General features: G+C 72.9%; 20 protein-coding genes. 7 read left to right on the top strand and 13 right to left on the bottom strand.

Translation table 11 applies throughout. From position 1 onward, the window contains the following. Nucleotides 1–66 precede the first annotated feature (66 nt). Together adhP and FHE66_RS11075 are read right to left on the bottom strand one after the other, a co-directional pair. The gene (gene adhP / locus FHE66_RS11080) at nt 67–1101 is read right to left on the bottom strand and encodes an alcohol dehydrogenase AdhP (protein WP_218013691.1); all 1035 of its coding nucleotides are present in this window, start codon (nt 1099–1101) and stop codon (nt 67–69) included. Between the two features lie 209 nt (nt 1102–1310). Beyond that, nucleotides 1311–1979, bottom strand: coding sequence for a hypothetical protein (locus FHE66_RS11075; protein WP_139073018.1), 669 nt, complete (start codon nt 1977–1979; stop codon nt 1311–1313). A gap of 129 nt (nt 1980–2108) precedes the next feature. Here FHE66_RS11075 and FHE66_RS11070 point away from each other — a divergent pair, with 129 nt between their 5' ends. The 5 genes from FHE66_RS11070 (at nt 2109) to FHE66_RS11050 (ending at nt 6978) form a co-directional block, all read left to right on the top strand. Next, nucleotides 2109–3302 carry a CdaR family transcriptional regulator gene (locus tag FHE66_RS11070; protein ID WP_139073017.1) on the top strand — a complete coding sequence of 398 codons (1194 nt, stop codon included), beginning with the start codon at nt 2109–2111 and terminating at the stop codon, nt 3300–3302. Between the two features lie 110 nt (nt 3303–3412). Continuing rightward, nucleotides 3413–4339, top strand: a complete 927-nt coding sequence (locus FHE66_RS11065) for an ACP S-malonyltransferase (protein WP_139073016.1) — start codon at nt 3413–3415, stop codon at nt 4337–4339. Further along, a complete protein-coding gene (locus tag FHE66_RS11060) occupies nt 4336–5343 on the top strand; it encodes a beta-ketoacyl-ACP synthase III (protein WP_139073015.1) in 1008 nt (335 codons plus the stop codon). The genes FHE66_RS11065 and FHE66_RS11060 overlap by 4 nt, the downstream gene beginning before the upstream one ends. 83 nt (nt 5344–5426) lie before the next feature. After that, nucleotides 5427–5675 carry an acyl carrier protein gene (locus FHE66_RS11055; protein WP_139073014.1) on the top strand — a complete coding sequence of 83 codons (249 nt, stop codon included), beginning with the start codon at nt 5427–5429 and terminating at the stop codon, nt 5673–5675. A 64-nt stretch (nt 5676–5739) separates the two neighbouring features. Then, complete coding sequence (locus FHE66_RS11050) at nt 5740–6978, top strand: beta-ketoacyl synthase (RefSeq protein WP_139073013.1); 1239 nt, start codon at nt 5740–5742, stop codon at nt 6976–6978. 37 nt (nt 6979–7015) lie between these two features. Here the strand turns inward: FHE66_RS11050 and FHE66_RS11045 are convergent, their stop codons facing one another. The 11 genes from FHE66_RS11045 to FHE66_RS10995 form a co-directional block, all read right to left on the bottom strand. After that, a complete protein-coding gene (locus tag FHE66_RS11045) occupies nt 7016–7516 on the bottom strand; it encodes a DUF3145 domain-containing protein (RefSeq protein WP_139073012.1) in 501 nt (166 codons plus the stop codon). Between the two features lie 142 nt (nt 7517–7658). Next, on the bottom strand, nt 7659–9083 hold the full coding sequence (locus FHE66_RS11040; RefSeq protein ID WP_139073011.1) for a dicarboxylate/amino acid:cation symporter: 1425 nt from the start codon (nt 9081–9083) through the stop codon (nt 7659–7661). 324 nt (nt 9084–9407) lie between these two features. Next, on the bottom strand, nt 9408–9896 hold the full coding sequence (gene def / locus FHE66_RS11035; protein ID WP_139073010.1) for a peptide deformylase: 489 nt from the start codon (nt 9894–9896) through the stop codon (nt 9408–9410). Nucleotides 9897–9942: 46 nt separating this feature from the next. Continuing rightward, nucleotides 9943–11592: an FAD-binding dehydrogenase gene (locus FHE66_RS11030; protein ID WP_139073009.1), complete on the bottom strand. Its 1650-nt coding sequence runs from the start codon at nt 11590–11592 to the stop codon at nt 9943–9945. Between the two features lie 203 nt (nt 11593–11795). Further along, nucleotides 11796–12101 (bottom strand): transcriptional regulator, encoded by a 306-nt coding sequence (locus FHE66_RS11025; protein WP_139073008.1) that lies wholly within the window; start codon nt 12099–12101, stop codon nt 11796–11798. After that, entirely contained in the window at nt 12098–12682 is a 585-nt protein-coding gene (locus FHE66_RS11020; protein ID WP_139073007.1) for a transposase, read from the bottom strand. The genes FHE66_RS11025 and FHE66_RS11020 overlap by 4 nt, the downstream gene beginning before the upstream one ends. A 106-nt stretch (nt 12683–12788) precedes the next feature. After that, nucleotides 12789–13004, bottom strand: a complete 216-nt coding sequence (locus tag FHE66_RS11015; protein ID WP_139073006.1) for a hypothetical protein — start codon at nt 13002–13004, stop codon at nt 12789–12791. 152 nt (nt 13005–13156) lie between these two features. After that, a complete protein-coding gene (locus FHE66_RS11010; RefSeq protein WP_139073113.1) occupies nt 13157–15562 on the bottom strand; it encodes a glycoside hydrolase family 3 N-terminal domain-containing protein in 2406 nt (801 codons plus the stop codon). A 102-nt stretch (nt 15563–15664) separates the two neighbouring features. Continuing rightward, entirely contained in the window at nt 15665–16564 is a 900-nt protein-coding gene (locus FHE66_RS11005) for a carbohydrate ABC transporter permease (protein WP_139073005.1), read from the bottom strand. Further along, entirely contained in the window at nt 16561–17598 is a 1038-nt protein-coding gene (locus FHE66_RS11000; protein ID WP_230976562.1) for a carbohydrate ABC transporter permease, read from the bottom strand. The genes FHE66_RS11005 and FHE66_RS11000 overlap by 4 nt, the downstream gene beginning before the upstream one ends. Nucleotides 17599–17602: 4 nt before the next feature. Beyond that, on the bottom strand, nt 17603–18904 hold the full coding sequence (locus tag FHE66_RS10995; RefSeq protein WP_139073004.1) for an ABC transporter substrate-binding protein: 1302 nt from the start codon (nt 18902–18904) through the stop codon (nt 17603–17605). Nucleotides 18905–19020: 116 nt separating this feature from the next. Between FHE66_RS10995 and FHE66_RS10990 the strand changes: the two genes are divergently transcribed. After that, nucleotides 19021–20025, top strand: coding sequence for a LacI family DNA-binding transcriptional regulator (locus FHE66_RS10990; RefSeq protein WP_139073111.1), 1005 nt, complete (start codon nt 19021–19023; stop codon nt 20023–20025). Further along, complete coding sequence (locus tag FHE66_RS10985) at nt 20022–21317, top strand: endo-1,4-beta-xylanase (RefSeq protein WP_139073003.1); 1296 nt, start codon at nt 20022–20024, stop codon at nt 21315–21317. The genes FHE66_RS10990 and FHE66_RS10985 overlap by 4 nt, the downstream gene beginning before the upstream one ends. Nucleotides 21318–21374 lie beyond the last annotated feature (57 nt).

Below are 21374 nucleotides of genomic sequence, written 5' to 3'. Positions count from 1 at the left end.
GCCGAGAGCTGGATCGTGCACCGTGCACGATCCAGCTCTCGGCGTTTGCGGGGTGGGACGGGGTCGTCAGGCGTTCATGTCCATGACGATGCGACCGTCGATCTTGGCCTCCTCCATCTCGGCGAAGATCTCGTTGATGTCGTCCATCGGGCGCACCGTGTAGGTCGGGCTGATGAGGCCGCGGGCGAAGAAGTCCAGCGCCTCGCTCATGTCCTTGCGGGTCCCGACGATCGAGCCACGGACCGTGAGGCCGAAGAGCACCGTGGTGAAGATGTCGAGCGGGAACTGGTCCGGCGGCAGGCCCACGAGGGAGACGGTGCCGCCGCGGCGCAGCGCGCCGACGGCCTGCGGGAAGGCGTGGGCGTTGACGGCGGTGACGAGCGCGCCGTGGACGCCGCCACCCGTGGCGGCCTTGATCTCCTCGGCCGGGTCATCGCTCGTGCGGGCGTTGACGGTGACCTCGGCGCCGTGCTTGCGGGCGAGCTCGAGCTTGCTGTCCTCGACGTCGACCGCGACGACCCGGCGCCCCATGGCGACGGCGTACTGGACGGCGATGTGGCCCAGGCCGCCGATGCCGGAGATGAGCACCCACTCACCGGGCTTGGTGTCGGTCATCTTCAGGCCCTTGTACACCGTGACGCCGGCGCACAGGATCGGGGCGGCGCCCGCGGGGTCGACGCCGTCGGGGATGATCGGGCAGTAGCGGGAGTCGACGAGCATGTACTGGCCGAAGGAGCCGTTGACGGAGTAGCCGCCGTTCTGCTGCTTCGGGCACAGCGTCTCCCAGCCGGTCTGGCAGTACTCGCACTCGCCGCAGGCGGACGCGAGCCAGGCGTTGCCGACCTTGTCGCCGACCTTCACCCGGTCGACGCGGTCGCCGACGGCGACGACGGTGCCGACCCCCTCGTGGCCCGGGATGAACGGCGGGGTCGGCTTGACCGGCCAGTCGCCGTGCGCGGCGTGCAGGTCGGTGTGGCACACGCCGCTGTAGTCGACCTTGACCAGCGCCTCGAACGGTCCGGGCTGCGGGATCTCGAGGTCCTGGACCTCGAGCGGGCTGCCCAGCTCGGGCACGACGGCGGCGCGCATGGTTTCAGGCATGGTGGTCCTCCTTGGCTGGTGCCGAGGGCCTTCGGTGGTCGCCCTCGGGCTGATTCACCTTGTGCGGTGCTGGATCCAGTGAACCAGGACACACACCGCCGGACCGGGGACCGATGTCCCTCACCTGCTGCTCGCCCCCCGGCGCCGCCATGCTACGGCGCCTGCACCTCTGCGGCCCGCGGGGGGCGAGGACCGCGGAAGCGGGTGCGTCAGACGCGCTCGGCTGCGGCCACGCGCGGCTCGAGCTCGGCGACGACGGCGTGCGTCTCGGCGTCGTCGCGCTGCTTGAGCTCCTCGAGGTGGCGGCGCGCGTCGAGCGGGCGGTCGGCCTCGAGGGCGGCGAGGACGACCTGGCGTCCCGCCTCGGGGATGTGGTCGCGCGGGGACCACTGCCCCACGCCCAGGCCCAGGCCGTCACCCGGGAGGTCGGCCTCACGCAGCGTGCGCACGCCCTCGGCCAGCGCCAGGCCCGAGTGCTCCCGCTCGCAGGCGGCGCTCAGGCGGCGCATGGCGCCCTCGTGGTCGTCCTGGAGGGACAGGCGGCCGAGCTCGATGAGCGGGAACCACGCCTTCGGGTTGCCCGCGAGCTCCTCGGCCAGCGCCCAGATCGCCACCTCGGCGGAGATGTGGTGGTCGGTCGGCTCGTGCTCGGCGATGAGGGGGTCGACCGGCTCGACGGAGTCGGCACGACGGCGCACGAGCTCGGCGAGCTCACCGAACGCCTGCATGTCGTTGGGATCCTCGACGAGCTTGGCCCGCAGGACGTTCTCGCGCGGCACGTCGGCGCTGCGTGCCGCGGAGGTGGCCTGCCGGGTCCCCGGACGCCGCTCGGGCCGGCGTCTGGTCAGCAGTGCCTTGAGTCGCTGGAGTAGAGCCATGCGGTCGACCCTAGCGGGTCGGCTCCCAGCCCTCATGTGGACGGGGCACCGGTTCCGCCGTCGCTGCGCCGTTCTCACCTGGCGAGCGGGGTTGTCGGCTTCCCACAACGCCTCCCCTATGCTCTGCCCATGTCACCCGCGAGCACTCCCGCCGACAGGCAGGACAGCTCGGACGTCGTCCGGCGCCTGCGCGGCGGCACCGACCTGCTCACCTCCGCCGCGCTCAAGCGCCTCGACGGCGAGATCCCCTGGTACGGCGAGCTCGCCGCGGAGGACCGGTCGTGGATCGGGCTCGTCGCGCAGTCCGGCATCGCCGCCTTCATCGCCTGGTACGAGAGCTCGGCCGAGGCGACGTACAACGCCGCGGAGATCTTCCGGGCGGCGCCGCCCGAGCTCACCCGCTCGATCTCGCTGCAGCACACGCTGCAGCTGGTCCGCCTCATCGTCGAGGTCGTGGAGGAGAACGCCGTCCAGCTCGCCGCACCGGGCCAGCAGCGCGACCTGCGTGACGCCGTCCTGCGCTACTCGCGGGAGGTCGCCTTCTCCGCCGCCGAGGTCTACGCCCGGGCCGCGGAGGCGCGCGGCGCCTGGGACGCGCGGCTCGAGGCGCTCGTCGTCGACTCACTCGTCCGTGGGGACACCGACGGCTCGCTGCGCTCGCGCGCCGCGGCCCTCGGCTGGTCGGGCACCGGGCGCACGGTCGTCCTCGTCGGCACCACCCACACCCCCCTCGACGAGCGCAGCACCTCAGAGCTGCGCCGCGCCTCCCGCCGGGCCGCGCACGACGCGCTCGTGGGCATCCAGGGCGACCGGCTCGTCATCGTCCTCGGCGGGCCCGACCTGCGCGCGGCGGCGGAGTCCCTCATGTCCCGGCTGCGGCCGGGCACCGTGGTCATCGGCCCCGAGGTCGGGGACATCGCCGAGGCTGGTCGCTCCGCACGCGCGGCCCTCGCCGGACTGCTCGCCGCGCCGGCCTGGCCCGACGCGCCCGAGCTCGTCGAGGCCGACGAGCTGCTGCCCGAGCGGTTCTTCAACGGCGACCCGCTCGCCCGGCGCACGCTGCTCAACGAGATCTACCGCCCGCTCGTCACGGCCGGCGGCCCGCTGCTCGAGACGCTCGGGGAGTACCTCGCCCAGGGCCGGTCCCTCGAGGGTGCCGCCCGCGCCCTGTACGTCCACCCCAACACCGTGCGCTACCGGCTGCGGCGCATCTCCCAGGTCGTCGGGTGGGACGCGACGACGCCGCGGGAGGCCTTCGTGCTCCAGGTCGCGCTCGTCGTCGGTCGCCTGTCCGCCATGGCCGGGGACCACTCCGGGGTGTGACGGCGCTCACTGCGGCGCCACCGCTTTGTCGATCTCCCACAAGGGGGTCGTGAGGAGTTGGTAGGCGTCGCGCCGCTGGCGTGCCGTGCCTTGTTGGCAGAGTGGAGGCCGTGCTCGCGATCCTCTGCCCTGGCCAGGGCGCCCAGTCCCCCGGGATGCTCTCCCCGTGGCTCGAGCTCCCGGAGCTCTCCACGTCCCTCGACGCCTACAGCGAGGCGGCCGGTCTCGACCTGCGCCGCCTCGGCACCGAGGCGGACGCCGAGGAGATCCGCGACACCCGCAACGCCCAGCCGCTCATCGTCGCCGCCTCGCTGCTCGCCCTCCAGGCGCTGCTCGGGCAGGGCACCGCCGCGGTCGACGTCACCGCCGGCCACTCCGTCGGTGAGCTCGCCGCCGCGGCCGTCGCGGGCGTGCTCACCGCCGGCGAGGCGATGACGCTCGTCGGCGTCCGGGGCCGGGCGATGGCCGCGGCCGCCGCCGTCACCCCCACCGGGATGAGCGCCGTCGTCGGCGGTGACCCCGAGGAGGTCGAGCAGGTCCTCGCCCGGCACGGGCTCACCGCCGCGAACGTCAACGGCGGCGGACAGGTCGTCGCCGCCGGCACCCTCGACCAGCTCGCGGCCCTCGCCGCCGAGCCGCCCGCGCGGGCGCGCGTCGTGCCGCTCCAGGTGGCCGGCGCGTTCCACACCGAGCACATGGCCCCCGCGGTCGGCGAGGTGGCCGCGGCCGCCGCGTCACTCACCCCGGTCGCCCCGCGCGCCACGCTCCTGTCCAACGCCGACGGCGCCGCCGTCACCTCCGGCCAGGACGCCCTGGACCGGATCGTCGCGCAGGTGGCCCGCCCCGTGCGGTGGGACCTGTGCTGCGAGGCGATGGTCGACCTCGGCGTCACCGCCGCCGTCGAGCTGGCGCCCGCCGGTGTCCTTACCGGACTGGCCCGACGTACGCTGCCCGGCGTGCAGACCCTCGCCCTGAAGTCCCCCGACCAGATCGACGCGGCCCGTGAGCTGGTGCGCGAGCACGGAGGGGCCCGATGACCCGTCCCACCCTGCGCTCCCCGCAGCGCCACGCCTACTCCCGCATCCTCGGCATCTCCGGGGTGCGCGGTGAGCGGGTCGTGAGCAACGACGACATCGCCGGGCCCATCGACAGCTCCGACGAGTGGATCCGCCAGCGGACCGGCATCATCGAGCGGCGACGCGCCACGGAGGAGCAGACGATCGCCGCGATGACCGAGGAGGCCGCCCGCAAGGCGCTCGAGGCCTCCGGCGTCGAGGCCTCCCGGATCGGGGCGGTCATCCTCGCCACCGTCACCCACCTGGAGCAGACCCCCGCCCTGGCGACGATCATCGCCGACCGTATCGGGGCGAGCCCTGCCGCGGCGTACGACATCTCCGCCGCGTGCGCCGGGTACTGCTACGGCATCGCCCAGGCCGACGCCCTCGTCCGCGCCGGCACGGCGGACCACGTCCTCGTCATCGGCGCCGAGCGGATGTCGGACTTCATCGACCCCACCGACCGGACGATCTCCTTCCTCCTCGGCGACGGTGCGGGCGCCGCCGTCGTCGGCCCGTCCGACACCCCCGGGATCGGCCCCACCGTGTGGGGCTCGGACGGGTCGCAGGCGGACACGATCTACCAGACCCACTCCTGGCTCACCTTCCGCGACGGCACCGACACCTCGTGGCCGACGCTGCGGCAGAAGGGCCCCACCGTCTTCAAGTGGGCGAGCTTCGAGATGGCCAAGGTCGCCACCGCGGCGATCGAGGCCGCCGGGCTGCGGCCGGAGGACATCGAGGTGTTCCTCCCGCACCAGGCGAACATGCGGATCATCGACCAGCTCGCCAAGCAGGTCGGGCTCTCGGACTCCGTGGTGATCGCGCGGGACATCGCCGAGACCGGCAACACCTCCGCCGCCTCCATCCCGCTGGCCGCCGAGCGGCTCATCCGGGAGGGCGCGGTGGAGTCCGGGGCGCTGGCGCTGCAGATCGGGTTCGGCGCCGGCCTCGCCTACGCCGCCCAGGTGGTGGCCCTGCCCTGACCCGGGCGAGTCGCCCCGAGCGGCGCACGCCTTCTGGACCACACTGTCTTCCGACCCATCCACACGAAATTGGAGCAACACGCATGGCACACAGCGAGCAGGAGATCCTGGCCGGACTGGCGGAGATCGTCAACGAGGAGACCGGCCTTCCGGCCGAGTCCGTCCAGCTGGAGAAGTCCTTCACCGACGACCTCGACATCGACTCCCTGTCGATGATGACCATCGTCACGCTGGCCGAGGAGAAGTTCGAGGTCCGCATCCCCGACGAGGAGGTCGCCAACCTCGCCACCGTCCAGGACGCCGTCTCCTTCATCCACGGCGCGCAGGCCTGACCTCGTCGGCCGGGACGGCGTCACCGTCGTCCCGGCCGGCACCCACCCACCTCGAGGAGCAGCCATGAGCCCCACCGTCGTCGTCACCGGTCTCGGAGCCACCACGCCGCTGGGCGGGGACGTGCCCTCGACCTGGAGCAACGCCCTCGCCGGCAAGTCCGGCGTGCGCACCCTGGACAACGACTGGGCCGAGCGGTACGAGATCCCGGTCGACTTCGCCGGCCAGCTCGCCGTCTCCGCCGCGGACGTCCTGGCCCGCACCGAGATCCGCCGCATGGACCCGAGCGCCCAGTACGCGGTCATCGCGACCCGTGAGGCGTGGGCCGACGCCGGCGCCCCCGAGGTCGACCCCGAGCGTCTCGGCGCGGTCGTCTCCTCCGGGATCGGCGGCGTGTGGACCCTCCTGGACGCGTGGGACACCGTCAAGGAGCGCGGCGCGCGCCGCGTCATGCCGCTCACCGTCCCCATGCTCATGCCCAACTCCCCCGCCGGGTACGTCTCCCTCGAGGTCGGCGCCCGCGCCGGGGCCCACGCCCCCGTGTCCGCCTGCGCCTCGGGCGCCGAGGCGATCGCCACCGGGGTGAACATGATCCGCTCGGGCCGCGCCGACGTCGTCGTCGCCGGTGGCACCGAGGCCGCGATCCACCCGCTGCCGATGGCCGCGTTCGCCAAGATGCAGGCGCTGTCGACGCGCAACGACGACCCCGAGGGCGCCTCACGCCCCTACGACGTCACCCGCGACGGCTTCGTCCTGGGCGAGGGCGCCGGGATCGTCGTCCTGGAGAGCGCCGAGCACGCCGCCGCCCGCGGCGCGCGCGTGTACGCCGAGATCTGCGGCATCGGCATGACGTCCGACGCCTACGCCATCGCCCCGCCCGACCCCACCGGCGCCGGGCAGGAGCGCGCGATGCGCCTGGCGCTCCAGGACGCCGGCGTCACCGGCCGCGAGGTCGTCCACGTCAACGCGCACGCGACGTCCACGCCCGTCGGCGACGGGATCGAGGCCGCCGCGATCCGCCGCGGGCTCGGCGCCGAGGCGGACCACGTGACGATCTCCGCGACGAAGTCGATGACCGGCCACCTCCTCGGTGGTGCCGGCGCGCTGGAGACGATCTTCACCGTCCTGGCCATCAAGGAGCGCACCGCTCCCCCGACGATCAACGTCACCGAGATGGACGCCGGCCTGGACATCGACCTCGTGCGCGACATCCCGCGCGCGCTGCCCGCCGGCGACGTCGTCGGGGTCAACAACGCCTTCGGGTTCGGCGGCCACAACGTCGCCCTCGCCGTCCGCAACGTCTGACGCGGGCCGGGACCGGCCGCGCCGGTCCCGGCCGGGCTCAGCCGACCCGGTGGAGCCAGCGCACCGGCGCGCCCGCACCGGCGTAGCGGAACGGCTCGAGCTCGTCGTCCCACGCCTGGCCGATCGCCAGGTTGAGCTCGTGGCGCATGCGCACGGGGTCGGCGGCGTGCTCGAGGGCGGAACGGACCCGGTCCTCCGGCACGACGACGTTGCCGTGCGCGTCGGTCTGCGCGTGGAAGATGCCGAGCTCGGGCGTGTGCGACCAGCGCCCGCCGTCGACCCCGGGCGTCGGGTCCTCGGTGACCTCGTAGCGCAGGTGGTTCCACCCGCGCAGCGCGGAGGCGAGCCGCGCCCCGGTCCCGACCGGGCCGGCCCAGGAGTACTCGGCGCGGAACATTCCCGGCGCGGCAGGCTGGGGCGTCCATTCCATCGTGACGCGGCCGTCGAGGACCGTGCCGGCCGCCCACTCGACGTGCGGGCACAGCGCACGGGGCGCTGAGTGCACGAAAATGACGCCGCGGGTGTTGGCACCACTCATGTCGACCCTCCTGGTTCCTGTTGAGGTGCGTCTTCCCCTACGACCTCAGCCGGAGTTACCAGCAGTTCCGCCACGATCACGGCGTAGCACGGTCATCATGCCACACCGCCGGTGGGCCCGACCAGGACCCACCGGCGGGAGGTCAGGACCGGGCGGGGGCGGCCGCCGCCTCGGGCCGGCCGCTCACCTCCTGCGGTGCCCCGTCCGCGTGCTCGACGTCCTCGGTGAAGAGGTCCGTGGCGTTGGCCGAGTCGTACTGCTCGACGTCGAGGATGCCCTCACGCTTGGCGACGATCGTCGGCACGAGCGCCTGGCCCGCGACGTTCGTCGCGGTACGGCCCATGTCGAGGATCGGGTCGATCGCCAGGAGCAGGCCCACGCCCTCGAGCGGCAGGCCGAGGGTCGACAGGGTGAGGGTGAGCATGACGATCGCGCCGGTGAGGCCGGCCGTCGCCGCGGAGCCGACGACCGAGACGAACGCGATGAGCAGGTAGTCGGTGATCGCGAGCTCGATCCCGAAGAACTGCGCGACGAAGATCGCCGCGAGCGCCGGGTAGATCGAGGCGCAGCCGTCCATCTTCGTCGTCGCCCCGAGCGGGACCGCGAAGGAGGCGTAGGACTGCGGAACCCCGAGGTTGCGCTCGACGACCCGCTCGGTGACCGGCAGGGTGCCGATCGAGGAACGGGAGACGAACCCGAGCTGGATCGCCGGCCACGCGCCGCGGAAGAACCGCACCACCGACAGCCCGTTGCTCTTGAGCACGATCGGGTAGACGACGAGCAGCACGAGCGCCAGGCCGATGTAGACGGCCGCGGCGAACGTGCCGAGCGGGGCGAGGGACTCCCAGCCGTAGGTGGCCACCGCGCGCCCGACGAGGCCGAGCGTGCCGAGCGGGGCGAGGCGGATGATCCACCACAGCACCTTCTGGATGATCGCGAGCAGCGAGCGGTTGACCGAGAGGAACGGCTCGGCCTTCTGCCCGACCTTGAGCGCGGCGATCCCCACGACGAGCGCCATGACGAGGATCTGCAGCACGTTGAAGCTCAACGACCCGCTCACCCCGGCGATCTCGTCGCCGGCGCGCTCGAGGGAGACCGAGCTCTGCAGGCCGAGGAAGTTGGCCGGGATGAGGCCGCTGAGGAAGTCGAGCCAGCTGCCGGTGCGGCCCGGGTCGGCCGCGGCGTCCGCGCCGACCGAGGTGTTGATCCCGGGCTTCATGAGGAGCCCGAGGCCGATGCCGATCGCCACCGAGGCGGCGGCGGTCACGGCGAACCACAGCAGGGTCTGGCCGGCGAGGCGGGCGGCGTTGGCCACCCCCCGCAGGTTGGCGATCGAGGCGACGATCGCGGTGAAGACGAGGGGCGGGACCGTGGCGCGCAGCAGGCTGACGAACGCGCCGCCGATGGTGTCGAGCGCGACGGTGAGGCCGTTGGGCTCCCCCTCGGGCGTCTGGCCGATGGACAGCGCCCACCAGCCGAGAAGGACGCCGAGGACGAGCGCGAGCAGGATCTGGACGGTGAACGACGGGGCTCGTAGCCGCCGTCGGGAGGACGTGGTGGTGGACATGACTGCCTTCCGGGTGTGCAGGGACGACGAGGCAGGCGCGATGGTGCGCCGGGGCGCGGGTGTGCGGACGCGCGGGCACGCCGATGACGACGGCGTGGCGCAGGGGGCCGGCGGCGGTGCCGGCGTCCGGGGCTCAGGTCAGAGCTGAACCGTCCCGCAGGTGCTCAGCGACAACAACAGAGCGCGCTGGCCTGCCGACGCAGGTCGCAGTCGAAGCGCGTGGTGAGATACCAGGTGCGGAGCACACACCCTCCCCGAGGTGAGGGGTCCGACGGTCGGACCGTGGCCGACACTAGCCGACCACGGACCCCGTGGGAAGTGGTGCTACAGCATCTCCCGGATGGCGCGCATCGCCTTCTTCCGCTGGCTCTTGTCCAGGCGGTCGATGTAGAGCATCCCGTCGAGGTGGTCGACCTCGTGCTGCAGGCAGCGGGCCATGAGCTCCTCGCCCTCGACGACGACGGGCTTGCCGTCGAGGTCGATGCCCTCGACGCGGGCGTACCAGGCGCGCTCGGTGGGGAACCACAGACCCGGCACGGACAGGCAGCCCTCGTCACCGTCCTGGTACTCCTCCTCGGAGACCTCGACGATCCGGGGGTTGAGGACGTAGCCGATCTCGTCCTCGATGTTCCACGAGAACGCCCGCAGGCTGACACCGATCTGGTTGGCGGCCAGGCCGGCGCGCCCCTCGTGGTCGACCGTCTCGAGCAGGTCCTCGACGAGCGCCTTGACGCGGTCGTCGATGTCCGTGATCGGTTCGCACGGGGTGCGCAGGACCGGGTCCCCCACGACGCGGATGTCTCGCATAGCCATGAGGACAAGTTTCCCACGGACGAGGCAGTGCTCGGGTACGCACCGCTCAGGTCGCCTCGATGGCGCCCCGCCCGGCCTGGCGGCCGGAGAACAGGCAGCCGCCGAGGAAGGTGCCCTCGAGCGAGCGGTAGCCGTGCATGCCGCCACCGCCGAACCCGGCGGCCTCCCCCGCCGCGAACAGCCCGGGCACCGGCGCGCCGTCCGGGCCGAGCGCTCGCCCGTCGAGGTCCGTCTCGATGCCGCCGAGGGTCTTGCGGGTGAGGACGCGGAGCCTGACGGCGACGAGCGGCCCGGCGTCGGGGTCGAGCAGCCGGTGCGGGGCGGCCACCCGGACCAGCCGGTCACCGCGGTACGTGCGGGCCTGGCGCAGCGCCGTGACCTGGGCGTCCTTGGTGAACTCGTTGTCCAGCGCACGGTCGCGGGCGCGCACCTCCCCGGCGACGACGTCGAGGTCGAGCGGCGCCTCGGGCGTCAGCCGGTTCATGCCGGCGACGAGCTCGTCGAGGGAGCCGGCGACGACGAAGTCCGACCCTCGCTCCGTGAACGCGGCCACCGGTCCGGGCGGGCCGGGGCGCAGACGCTCGAGGAGGAGGCGCACGTCCCTGCCGGTGAGGTCGGGGTTCTGCTCGCTGCCGGACAGGGCGAGCTCCTTCTCGATGATCCGGCGGGTGAGGACGAACCAGCTGTGGTCGTGCCCGGTGGAGCGCAGGTGGCGCAGGGTGGCGAGGGTGTCGAACCCCGGGAAGTTCGGGGCGGGCAGCCGGCGCCCCGTGGCGTCGAGCCACAGGGAGGAGGGGCCCGGCAGGATCCGGATGCCGTGCCCGGGCCAGACCGGCGTGTGGTTCTCCACGCCCTCGGTGTAGTGCCACATCCGGTCCCGGTTGACCAGGCTCACCCCCGCCCGCTCGGCGGCCTCGAGCAGCGAGCCGTCGACGTAGGCGGGCACCCCGGTGAGCATCCGGGCCGGCGGGGTCCCGAGCGACTCGGGCCACCAGCGCCGCACGAGCTCTCCGTTGCCGCCTATCCCGCCGGAGGCGACGACGACGGCCTGGGCGCCCAGCCGGAACTCCCCGACGACCTCGCGGCTCGTCGGCTCGCCGCGCGCGGCCCCGTCGGGCGCGAGGACGTCCCCCGCGACACCGTCGACGACGCCTCCCGTCGTCGTCAGCCGGGTGACGCGGTGGCGCGGCGCCAGGCGCACGAGCCCGGCGTCGACGGCGGCCCGGACCTGGCGGGCGAAGGGCGCGACGATCGCCGGCCCGGTGCCCCAGACGATGTGGAAGCGGGGCACGGAGTTCCCCGGCCCGGCGGCGAGCCCGCCCCCGCGCTCCGCCCAGCCGACGACGGGGAAGAACCGCACGCCCAGGGAGTGCAGCCACGCGCGCTTCTCCCCGGCGGCGAAGCGCACGTAGGCACGCGCCCAGCGCTCGGGCCACAGGTCCTCGCGCGGGCGGTCGAAGCCGGCGGTGCCGGCCCAGTCCTGCCAGGCGAGCTCCGCACTGTCGCGCACCCCCATGCGGCGCTGCTCCGGGGAGTCGACGAGGAACAGCCCGCCGAAGGACCAGAAGGCCTGCCCGCCGAGGTCGGTGAGCGGCTGCTGGTCCACGAGGACCACCCGGCGCCCGGCACCGGCGAGCTCGGCGGTCGCGACGAGCCCGGCCAGGCCCGCGCCCACGACGACGACGTCCGCGTCCACTCGCCCCCCTCCGGCGCACGGCACCGTCACCGTGCTGCGCCCAGGCTAGCGGTGCCCTCAGGACGGCAGGAGGCGTTCGAGCTCCTGGGCCGCACGCGCACGGCCGAACTGCGCGTCGACGCGCGCGGCGGCGGCCCGCCCCATCCGCGCGGCCCGTGCGCCACCGACATGAGCGCGATGTGCGACCTCGTCCCTCCCTCTCCTCAGGACGACTCGACCACTGCGGCGATCTCCCGCAGTGCCGCCAGGTGGCCCACGGTCGCCCGGCGGCCCTCGGCCGTCAGTGCCACCCAGGTCCGCGGCCGCGAAACCCCGCGCTCCTTCGTGGCCCGCACGTACCCCGCGTCGACGAGCACCTTGACCTGCTTGCTCAGGCCCGACTCGCTGATGCTCAAGGACTCGCGCAGTACGGAGAAGGCCGCCTCCTCGTTCGCGAGGAGAAATGCGCAGATCCGGATCCGCTGCTCGGGGTGGATGACCGCGTTGAAGCCGGCGACCGCCGAGCTCATCGGCCGGCACCCTCGGTGAGGCGTTGCCGGCTCACCCACCTGGTGCACCAGGCCGTCACCACGCTGATGACGACGGCGCCGACGAGCACGCCCCCGACGGCTCCGGTGACCTTGAGCAGGAAGAGCGCTGCGGCGGTGACGAGCACGGCGACCGCCAACGAGGCGAGCACCGTTCCCCTGGTCCGCGGGCCGAGGTAGTCACCGAGCGGTGCCGCGCCCGAGGTCCTCCGCGCAGCCGCCTCGATGACGACGGGGAGCACGACCGCCCCGAGGACCACGCCAACAGACGTCAGCCACGGCACCGCGAAGGACGCCAGGGCCAGGGCGACCGACAGGCCCAGCGCGGGTGGGTCCGCCAGCCGCTGAGCATCAGACGTCGTGGTCCCCGGGCGGTCCCCAGCGTCGGCCTCAGCCTGAGTCACCCAGTTGCGCAGCGTCTCGGGATTGATCCCCAGCTGCTCCCCGACCCTCGCCAACACCCCCTGACGCGTGGCCGGGTCACGGCGTAGGTCGGCCGCCATCCGGATCGCACGCTCCCGAAGCTCCTCGGGGTACTTCCTCGGTGCTGCCGTGACTCTCATCCTCCACTGGATTGAGAGCCTCCATCAGACCCGGCACGAGACACGTACGTCGGCCCGTCACGCGCAGGTCTCGCGAGACCTTGGCGTGGGTGGCGCGGGCCCCGCCTCAGCTCGCCTCAACGAAATCGGCTCGGAGACGAACAATTCCTGCGGTGGCCTTCGGGTTCAGGGCCTTGCGGACCGGCAGCGAATGCTCGTCACACAGGTCAACCTCGCGAGTGCGGCTCCTGCTGCCGGGCGGGGTGATGCGGTACGTCTCAGCGAGGCGGATCTCGTCGCCGCACGTGTCGCAAACGCGGTAGGTGATCTCTTGCGTAGCCATGTCACAGACCCTATCGACTGCCATGGATTCTCCACGCCATGTGTTCCCACCAACCCGCCAACCCGCGCGCGTGCGCAAGCCCACCCGTTCGTAACGACATTGTCCCGGGCGCGCGCATGACACGTCTCGTCATTCGAGACGCCGCCCCCCGTTCAGGCAGGCGTCACGCGCACGTGGACGAGGCGCTCGTCCGACGCCGTCACCTGATGGACTGCGCCGCTGATCGCGACCCGCGCCCGCTCCGTCGCCGTCCCGGGGACCGCGGGTCCTTCGTCCTTGCGCTCGCTGCGGATGGCGTAGTTCGCCGGCTCCTCCCCCGCCGCCGCGGGCGCCGAGGCCGCGGCGTGGGAACCGGCCCACACCTCGACGTCGCCGGGCTCGACGACCCGCACGAGGCGCCGGTCGGAGAACGCCAGGCGCGTCGTCGGCACGGTGAACGTCACCCGGCGTGACTCCCCGGGCTGCAGCGGGACGCGGGCGTAGCCGAGGAGCTGGGCCACCGGCCGCGCGACGGACCCGACGAGGTCGCGCCCGTAGAGCTGGACGACGTCGCTCGCCGCGACCTGCCCGGTGTTCCTCACCGTCACCGCGGCGGTGAACGTGCCGCCCGCCCGGACCTCGGGGTCCACCACGAGGTCGGTGTAGGCGAACTGCGTGTAGGACAGCCCGAAGCCGAAGGGGCGCAGCGGCGTGGAGTCCGCCGACGTCACCTCCGAGGGGCCGCCGAGGATCGGGTGGAGGTAGGTGTAGGGCTGCGCACCCGCCGAGCGCGGCAGTGACACCGGCAGCCGCCCGGACGGGGCGACCACGCCGGTGAGGACGTCGGCGATCGCCAGACCGCCGGCCTCACCGGGGAAGAACGCCTGGAGGACGGCACCCGGCCGAGGACCAGGCCCTTCCAGGGCCCAGCCGACGGCGTAGGGACGGCCGGTGACGAGAACCATGACGACCGGTGTGCCGGTCGCGAGGACGGCCTCGACGAGCTCGCGCTGCACCCCCGGCAGGTCGAGGGACTCGGTGTCGTTGCCCTCGCCCACCGTGCCGCGGCCGAACAGGCCGGCCTGGTCGCCGACGACGACGACCGCGACGTCAGCGCCCTCCGCCGCCGCGACCGCCTCGGCGAAGGCCGAGGTGTCCTCCCCCTCGACGGCGCAGCCGGGGACGTGCACCAGCTCGGGCTGCGGCATCCCGGCGGCGGCGAACGCCGTGCCGAGCGCGTCGCGGACGGTCGGGATCGCGAGGCCGGGGTCGTGGTCGGGGTAGTGCGCGAGGACGTGGTTGGTGAAGGAGTAGCAGCCCTGGAGGGCCGCGGCCCGGTCGGCGTTGGGGCCGATGACGGCCACCCGCCGCGGCGCGCGTACCCAGCTGCGCAGCGGCAGGACGCCGTCGTTAACGAGCAGGACGATCGACTTCTCGGCCAGCCGGCGTGCCACGTCCCGGTGGCGGGGGGAGTCGAGGTCGACGACGGCGGGCGGCTCGTCCTCGAACGCGTCGGGGTCGAGCAGCCCGAGCTCCTCCTTCTGCGACAGCGCGCGCAGCACGGCCCGGTCGACGTACTGCTCGTCGAGCAGCCCGGCGCGCACGCGCGCGGCGAGCGGCTCGAGGTAGGCGTCCCCGGTGGGCAGCTCGACGTCGACGCCCGCCTCGAGGGCGAGCGCCGCAGCCTCGCCGCGGTCGGCGGCGACGGCGTGCATGACCTCGAGGAAGGCGACGGCGAAGTAGTCGGCGACGACGACGCCGTCGAACCCGAGCCGCTCACGCAGCACCCCGGTGAGGTACTCGACGCTCGAGGCCATCGGCACGCCGTCGACGTCGGTGTAGGAGTTCATCACCGAGCGGGCACCGCCGTCGCGCAGGGCCATCTCGAAGGGCGGCAGCTGGACGTCGGCGATCTCCCGCGGCCCGGCGGAGACGGGGGCGTGGTTGCGTCCGGCGCGCGAGGAGGCGTACCCGACGAAGTGCTTGAGGGTCGCGTGGACGCCGGAGCACTGCAGGCCGCGGACGTAGGCGGTGCCGACGGTCCCCACGAGGTAGGGGTCCTCCCCGATGCACTCGTCGACGCGTCCCCAGCGCGGGTCCTGGACGACGTCGAGCACCGGGGCGAGGCCCTGGTGGACCCCGAGGCTGCGCATCGACTCCCCGACGACCCGCCCCATCTCCTCGACGAGCGCGGGGTCGAAGGCGGCGCCCCAGGCGAGCGGGGTGGGGAAGGTCGCGGCCCGCCACGCGGCCAGGCCGGTGAGGCACTCCTCGTGGACGAGCGCGGGGATGCCCAGGCGGGTCTCCCGCTTGAGCCGGCGCTGCTCGCCCCACAGCCACGCCGCCCGCTCCGCGGCGTCGACCGGACGGGTGCCGTAGACGCGGGTGTAGTGGCCGATGCCGTGCCGCGTGATGTCGGCGAGGGCGTCTGCGCCCCGCTGGCCGGCGGCCATCTCCCCCTGCATGGGGGCGACGACGTCGCCGCCCTGGTCGAGCCAGTAGCCGACGATCTGCGCGAGCTTCTCCTCGAGCGTCATCCGCGCGTGCAGCTCACGCACACGCTCGGACACGACCGGCATCGCCGGGACGGACGCTTGTAGCACGGGACTTTCTCCTTGTGGTTGCGCGGGCGAGCGCGACGACGGCGTGACGGCCGCTCTGGTGTGGGCACGAGGCTGCGGTCAGCCCTTCACCGCTCCTTGCAGGCCGCTGACGATCCGCTTCTCCATCGCGAGGAAGAACACGAGGGCGGGGATCATCGCGACGGAGGTGAAGGCGAGGACCCCGGCGGTGTCCTGGGCGTACTGGGTGGAGAAGTTCGCCACCCCGAGCGGCAGGGTCTGGGCCTGCGGGTCGCTGAGGATGAGGAGCGGCAGCAGGTAGGCGTTCCACGACGCGACGAAGGCGAGCACGCCGACGGTGACGAGCCCGGGCCCGGACAGCGGCAGGAGGATCCGCCAGAAGAAGCCGATCCGGGAGGCACCGTCGATCGCCGCGGCCTCCTCCAGCTCCTTGGGCAGCGCCATGAGGAAGGGGCGCAGGATGACGATCGTCATCGGCAGGGCGAAGGCCGCCTGCGGCAGCACGACCCCCCACATGCTGTTCGTCAGGCCCAGCTCCCGGACCATGAGGAACAGCGGGATGATCGCCACGGTGAGCGGGAAGAGCAGCCCGAGGGTGAAGAAGGTCGTGAGGAACCCCCGCCCGCGGAACTGGTAGCGCGCCAGCGGGTAGGCGGCCATGACGCCGAAGATCGCGACGATCGCGGTCGTCGCGAGCGCGATCATCGTCGAGTTGAGCGCGTACCGCCAGAACGCCGGGGACGTGAGCACACGGCCGTAGTTCGTCAGGACCCACGGGTCGGGCAGGCTCACCGGGTCCGAGGCGAGCTGGGCGTTGGTCCGGAAGCCGCCGAGGACGGCGTAGACGACGGGGCCCAGGGTGGCGAGGACGACGACGAGCGCGATGCCGTAGACGAGCGGGTTCCCACGGGAGAAGGCGTTGCTGCGTCGGCGCCGCGGCGAGGTCTCCAGGGTGCCGACCGTGCCACCGGGGGCGGGCGTCGTGAGGGGAGCGCTCATCGCCTGGCCTTTCGCGGCTGGGGTGCGTCCGGGTTGTCCCGGCGCAGGATGAAGTGCTGGTAGAAGGCGGCGAGCACGAGGGAGATGACGAAGAGGATGACGGCGACGGCGGAGGCGTAGCCGTACAGGCTGCGCTCGGTCCCCTGGTTGATGAGGTAGACCGCCATCGTCATCGTCGAGTTCGCCGGGCCGCCGCCGGTGAGGATCCACACCATGTCGAAGAGCTGGAGCGAGCCGATCATCGACAGGAAGCCCCACGTGCGGATGGTCGGGCCGAGCAGCGGGATCGTGATCCGCCGCTGCACCTGCCACCACGAGGCGCCGTCGAGCTGGGCCGCCTCGTAGAGGTCGGCCGGCACGCCCTGGAGACCGGCGAGGAAGAGGATGATCGCCAGGCCCACGTACTTCCAGGTGAGCACGAACATCACGGTGCCGAGCGCGACCTTCGGGTCCCCGAGCCACAGCTGGGTGTACTCCCCCAGACCGACCGTGTCGAACAGCGCGTCCATGACGCCGCGCGGCTGCAGCAGCATGAACCAGATGACACCGGCGACGACCTCGGCCAGGACGTAGGGCACGAAGATGACGACGCGCAGCACCGTCCGGCCCCAGATCTCCCGGTTGAGCAGGAGGGCGATGCCCAGCCCGAGGGGCAGCTGGATGAGGATCGACAGCGCGATGATGATGAAGTTGTTCATCACCGCGTCGGTGAAGATCGTGTCGCGCAGCGCGTTGGCGTAGTTCGCCAGCCCGACGAAGTCGTCGAGCGGGCCGAGCCCGTTCCAGCGGAACACCGAGTACCGCACGGCCTGGACGACCGGCGTGACGATGAAGACCGCGAACAGGGCGAGCGCCGGCAGGACGAAGAACGCGATCTCGAGCCGCTTGCGCACGGCCGGGCGCAGCGGGCGGCGTCCACGCGGCGCGGGGGCGGCGGCGGGCGCCGCCCCCCGGGTCTGCACCCGGGAGGCGGCGTCCACGGTGTCGCCGTCGGCGCGCGTGCCCGCAGGAGGGGCGGTCACGTCGTCGACCACGTCGTCACCGCGTGCCGGCAGCGGCCTGCGTCGCGTCCACGATGTCCTGGGCACCGGCCTGACCGGCGAACACCAGGGCGATCGTGTCGTTCATGGCACCACCGACGTTCTCCCCGAACAGCGTGTCGAGGTAGAGCTGGACGTACGGGGCCTCGTCACGGATCGTCACGAGGTCGGCGAGCGCCGGGTTGGTGAGCGAGGCGATCGCGTTCGGGTTGGTGGGCACGCCCATCCCGAGCTCGGCGAAGCCGGACTGGACCTCGTCGCTGAGGAGGTAGCGGATGAACTCCACGCACTCCGGCGGAGCGTCGGCCGAGCAGGCCCACGCGTCACCGCCACCCATCGGCGCGGCGGGGTCACCCTCGCCACCCTCGACGGTCGGGAAGGGGAACCAGCCGGTCTTGTCGCCCAGGCCCTGCTGGTCCTCGGTGAGGCCCTGCATGACACCGGGCTCCCAGTGGCCGGCAAGCTCCATGGCCACCTGCTCGGTGGCGAGCAGCCCGGAGGCGCTGGTCGGGCCGGTCTGCGCGGGAGTGGCGAGGAAGCCGGCGTTGAACGGCTCGGCGGCGACGAGCTCCTCGAGGTCCTCGCCCGCCCGGACGAAGCACTCGTCGGAGAAGTCCATCGTGTCCGCGGTCTCCGCCAGGACGTCCTCGCTGCACTGGCGCGTGACGAAGTAGTACCAGTAGTGCGCGGCGGGCCACTTCTCGCCAGCGCCGACGGAGATCGGCTCGATGCCCGCGGCCTTGAGCGCGTCGATCGCCGCGTAGAGGTCCTCCATCGTCTCGGGGGCCTCGGTGATGCCCGCCTGCTCGAAGAGGTCCGTGTTGTACCAGAAGCCGACGACGCCCACGGAGAAGGGCAGGGCGTAGGTCTTGCCCTCGTACTGCCAGCCGCCGACCGAGGGGCCCATCATCTCGATCTCCTCGGCGGCCAGCTCCGTGAGGTCCATCGTGAGGCCGGCGTCGACGTGCGCGGCGAGCTCGCCGCCGCCGCGCTCCATGTAGACGTCCGGCGCGTCGCCCGTCTGGAAGGCGGCGTCGAGCCGGGTGAGCATGTCCTGGTGCGCCATCGGGGTGATCTCGATGGTCACGCCCTCGTTGGCCGCCTCGAAGTCGGCGGCCACCTGCTCGTAGTAGCCCAGACCGGGCTCGTTGTTCGAGTTGTGCCACCAGGTGAGGGTGACGTCGCCGCCCTCGCCCGTGGTGCTGCCTTCGCTCGTCTCACCGCCGCCGCCACAGGCGGCCAGGAGGAGGGCGGCGCTGGTGAGTGCCGCCGCGGTGAGAACTCGCTTGCTGCTTCCCATAGGACGCATCCTTCGTCGTCGTTGACTGACCGAACGATGCCAGCATGCCGCGTGACGCCGGACACTGTCAATCGATATCGATAACGGTTTCGTCGCGGTATGGTGCACCGGTGACCATGACCCCGCGGGTGACCATCCACGACGTGGCCCGGACGGCGGGCGTCTCGCCGGCGACCGTGTCCAAGGTGATCAACGGGCGGTACGGCGTCGCCCACGCCACGAGCGAGCGGGTCCAGGCGGTCATCGAGGAGCTCGGCTACGAGTCCAGCCTCGTCGCCCGGAGCCTGCGCAGCCACCGGACCAACGTCATCGGGATCCTCGTCGCGGAGTTCGAGCCGTTCAGCGCCGAGATCCTCAAGGGCGTCTCCACGGCCATCGACGGCACCGGCTACGAGCTGCTCGCCTACTCCGGCGGTGACAGCGTCGGCTCGCGCGCCGGCTGGGAGCGCCGCTCACTGTCCCGGCTCAGCGGCACCCTCATCGACGGCGCGATCGTCGTCACCCCGACAGTCGTCGACTCCGGCGGCACGACGCCCGTCGTCGCCATCGACCCCCACGCCGGGCCCACCGGCATGCCCACGGTCGACTCCGACAACTTCAGCGGCGGCCTCACCGCCACCGAGCACCTCCTCTCCCTGGGGCACCGCCGCATCGGCTTCCTCGGCGGACGTCCCGACCTCGAGTCCTCCCGGCTGCGCGAGGAGGGCTACCGGGCCGCGCTCGCCGCGGCGGGCATCGACGTCGACCCGGCTCTCCTGCGGGTCGCGGACTACCGCCGGGACAGCGCCCGCGCGCCGGCGCGTGAGCTGCTCACCCTCCCCCAGCGGCCGACGGCGATCTTCGCCGCCAACGACCTCTCGGCCATCGGGACCATGGACGTCGCCCACGACCTCGGCATCTCGGTGCCCGACGAGCTGTCGGTCATCGGCTTCGACAACGTCCCCGAGTCCGCGCTCACCTCTCCCCCGCTGACGACGGTCGCTCAGCCGATCCAGGAGATGGGCGGCGAGGCGCTGCGGCTCCTCGTCGGCATCCTCGACGGGACGAGCGACCCCGGCAGCCACCTGCGCCTCCCGACCGAGCTCGTCGTGCGCGCCTCGACCGCACACCCGCGCGCATGACCGTCACGTCCTCCGCCGACGCGTCGCTGCGCCACCGCTACGCCGAGGCGTTCCTCACCGTCCGCCGCGGCGACGGCGCCCCGCTCGCCGACACCGAGGTCACCGTCGCGCAGACCCGGCACGCCTTCTCCTTCGGCAACATCGGCTTCGACCTCGTCGCGCACGCCAACGGGGAGACCGAGGCCGACCCCGACAGCCCGTTCGGCGGAGCACCGCCGGCCTCCGGCGAGCACCTCGCCGCCCTGTGGCTCGACCTGTTCAACACCGCGACGCTCCCGTTCTACTGGGCGGGCTTCGAGCCGCGACGCGGGACGCCGGACACCACGCGCCTGCTCCGCGCGGCCCGGTGGTTCGCCGAGCGGGGCGTCACGGTCAAGGGCCACCCGCTCGCCTGGCACACCCTCGCGCCGGACTGGCTGCTCGACCTGCCCACCGACGAGGTCGAGACGCTGCTCCGCGAGCGCATCCGTCGGGAGGTGAGCGACTTCGCCGGCGTCGTCGACGTCTGGGACGCGATCAACGAGGTCGTCATCATGCCGGTCTTCAGCAACGAGGAGCGGCGCAACGCGATCACCCGGCTGTGCTGGGAGCGGGGCCGCATCCCCACGGTGCGCCTCGCGTTCGAGGAGGCCAGGGCCGCGAACCCGTCGGCCACCCTGCTGCTCAACGACTTCAACCTCTCCCCTGCGTTCGAGTGCCTCGTGGAGGGCGTCCTCGAGGCCGGGATCCGCGTCGACGCGATCGGCCTGCAGAGCCACATGCACCAGGGCTACTGGGGTGAGGAGCGCACGCTGGAGACGCTCGACCGCTTCGCGCGGTTCGGGCTGCCGCTCCACCTCACCGAGAGCACGCTGCTGTCCGGGGACCTCATGCCGGCCGACGTCGTCGACCTCAACGACCACCAGGTGGAGTCGTGGCCGACGACGCCGGAGGGTGAGGAGCGCCAGGCGCAGGAGATCGTGCGGCACTACCGCACGCTCGTGTCCCACCCCGCCGTCGAGGCCGTCACCTACTGGGGCCTCACCGACGAGGGCAGCTGGCTCGGGGCGCCGGTCGGGCTCGTGCGCGCGGACGGGAGCACCAAGCCGTCCTTCGACGCGCTGCACGGGCTCCTCAAGGACGAGTGGTGGCTGGCGCCGACGACGCTGCGCACCGACGCCGAGGGACGGGTGAGCGTGCGCGGCTTCCGGGGCGAGTACGCGGTGAGCGCGTCCGGCGCGCGGGCGGCGTTCACCCTCGACCGGGACGGCGACGTCGACGTCGAGGTCGAGGTGACGCTCCCGGCGTCCTGAGGGGGAAGCCTGTCGGGACACGTCAGACTGCCCCACCTCACGGGGCAGTCTGACGTG

Source organism: Georgenia sp. 311, from assembly GCF_006151955.1.
Taxonomy (GTDB): domain Bacteria; phylum Actinomycetota; class Actinomycetes; order Actinomycetales; family Actinomycetaceae; genus Oceanitalea; species Oceanitalea wutianyii.
Note: the sequence above shows the minus strand (reverse complement) of the source record. Positions and strands in the feature narration are given on the sequence as shown.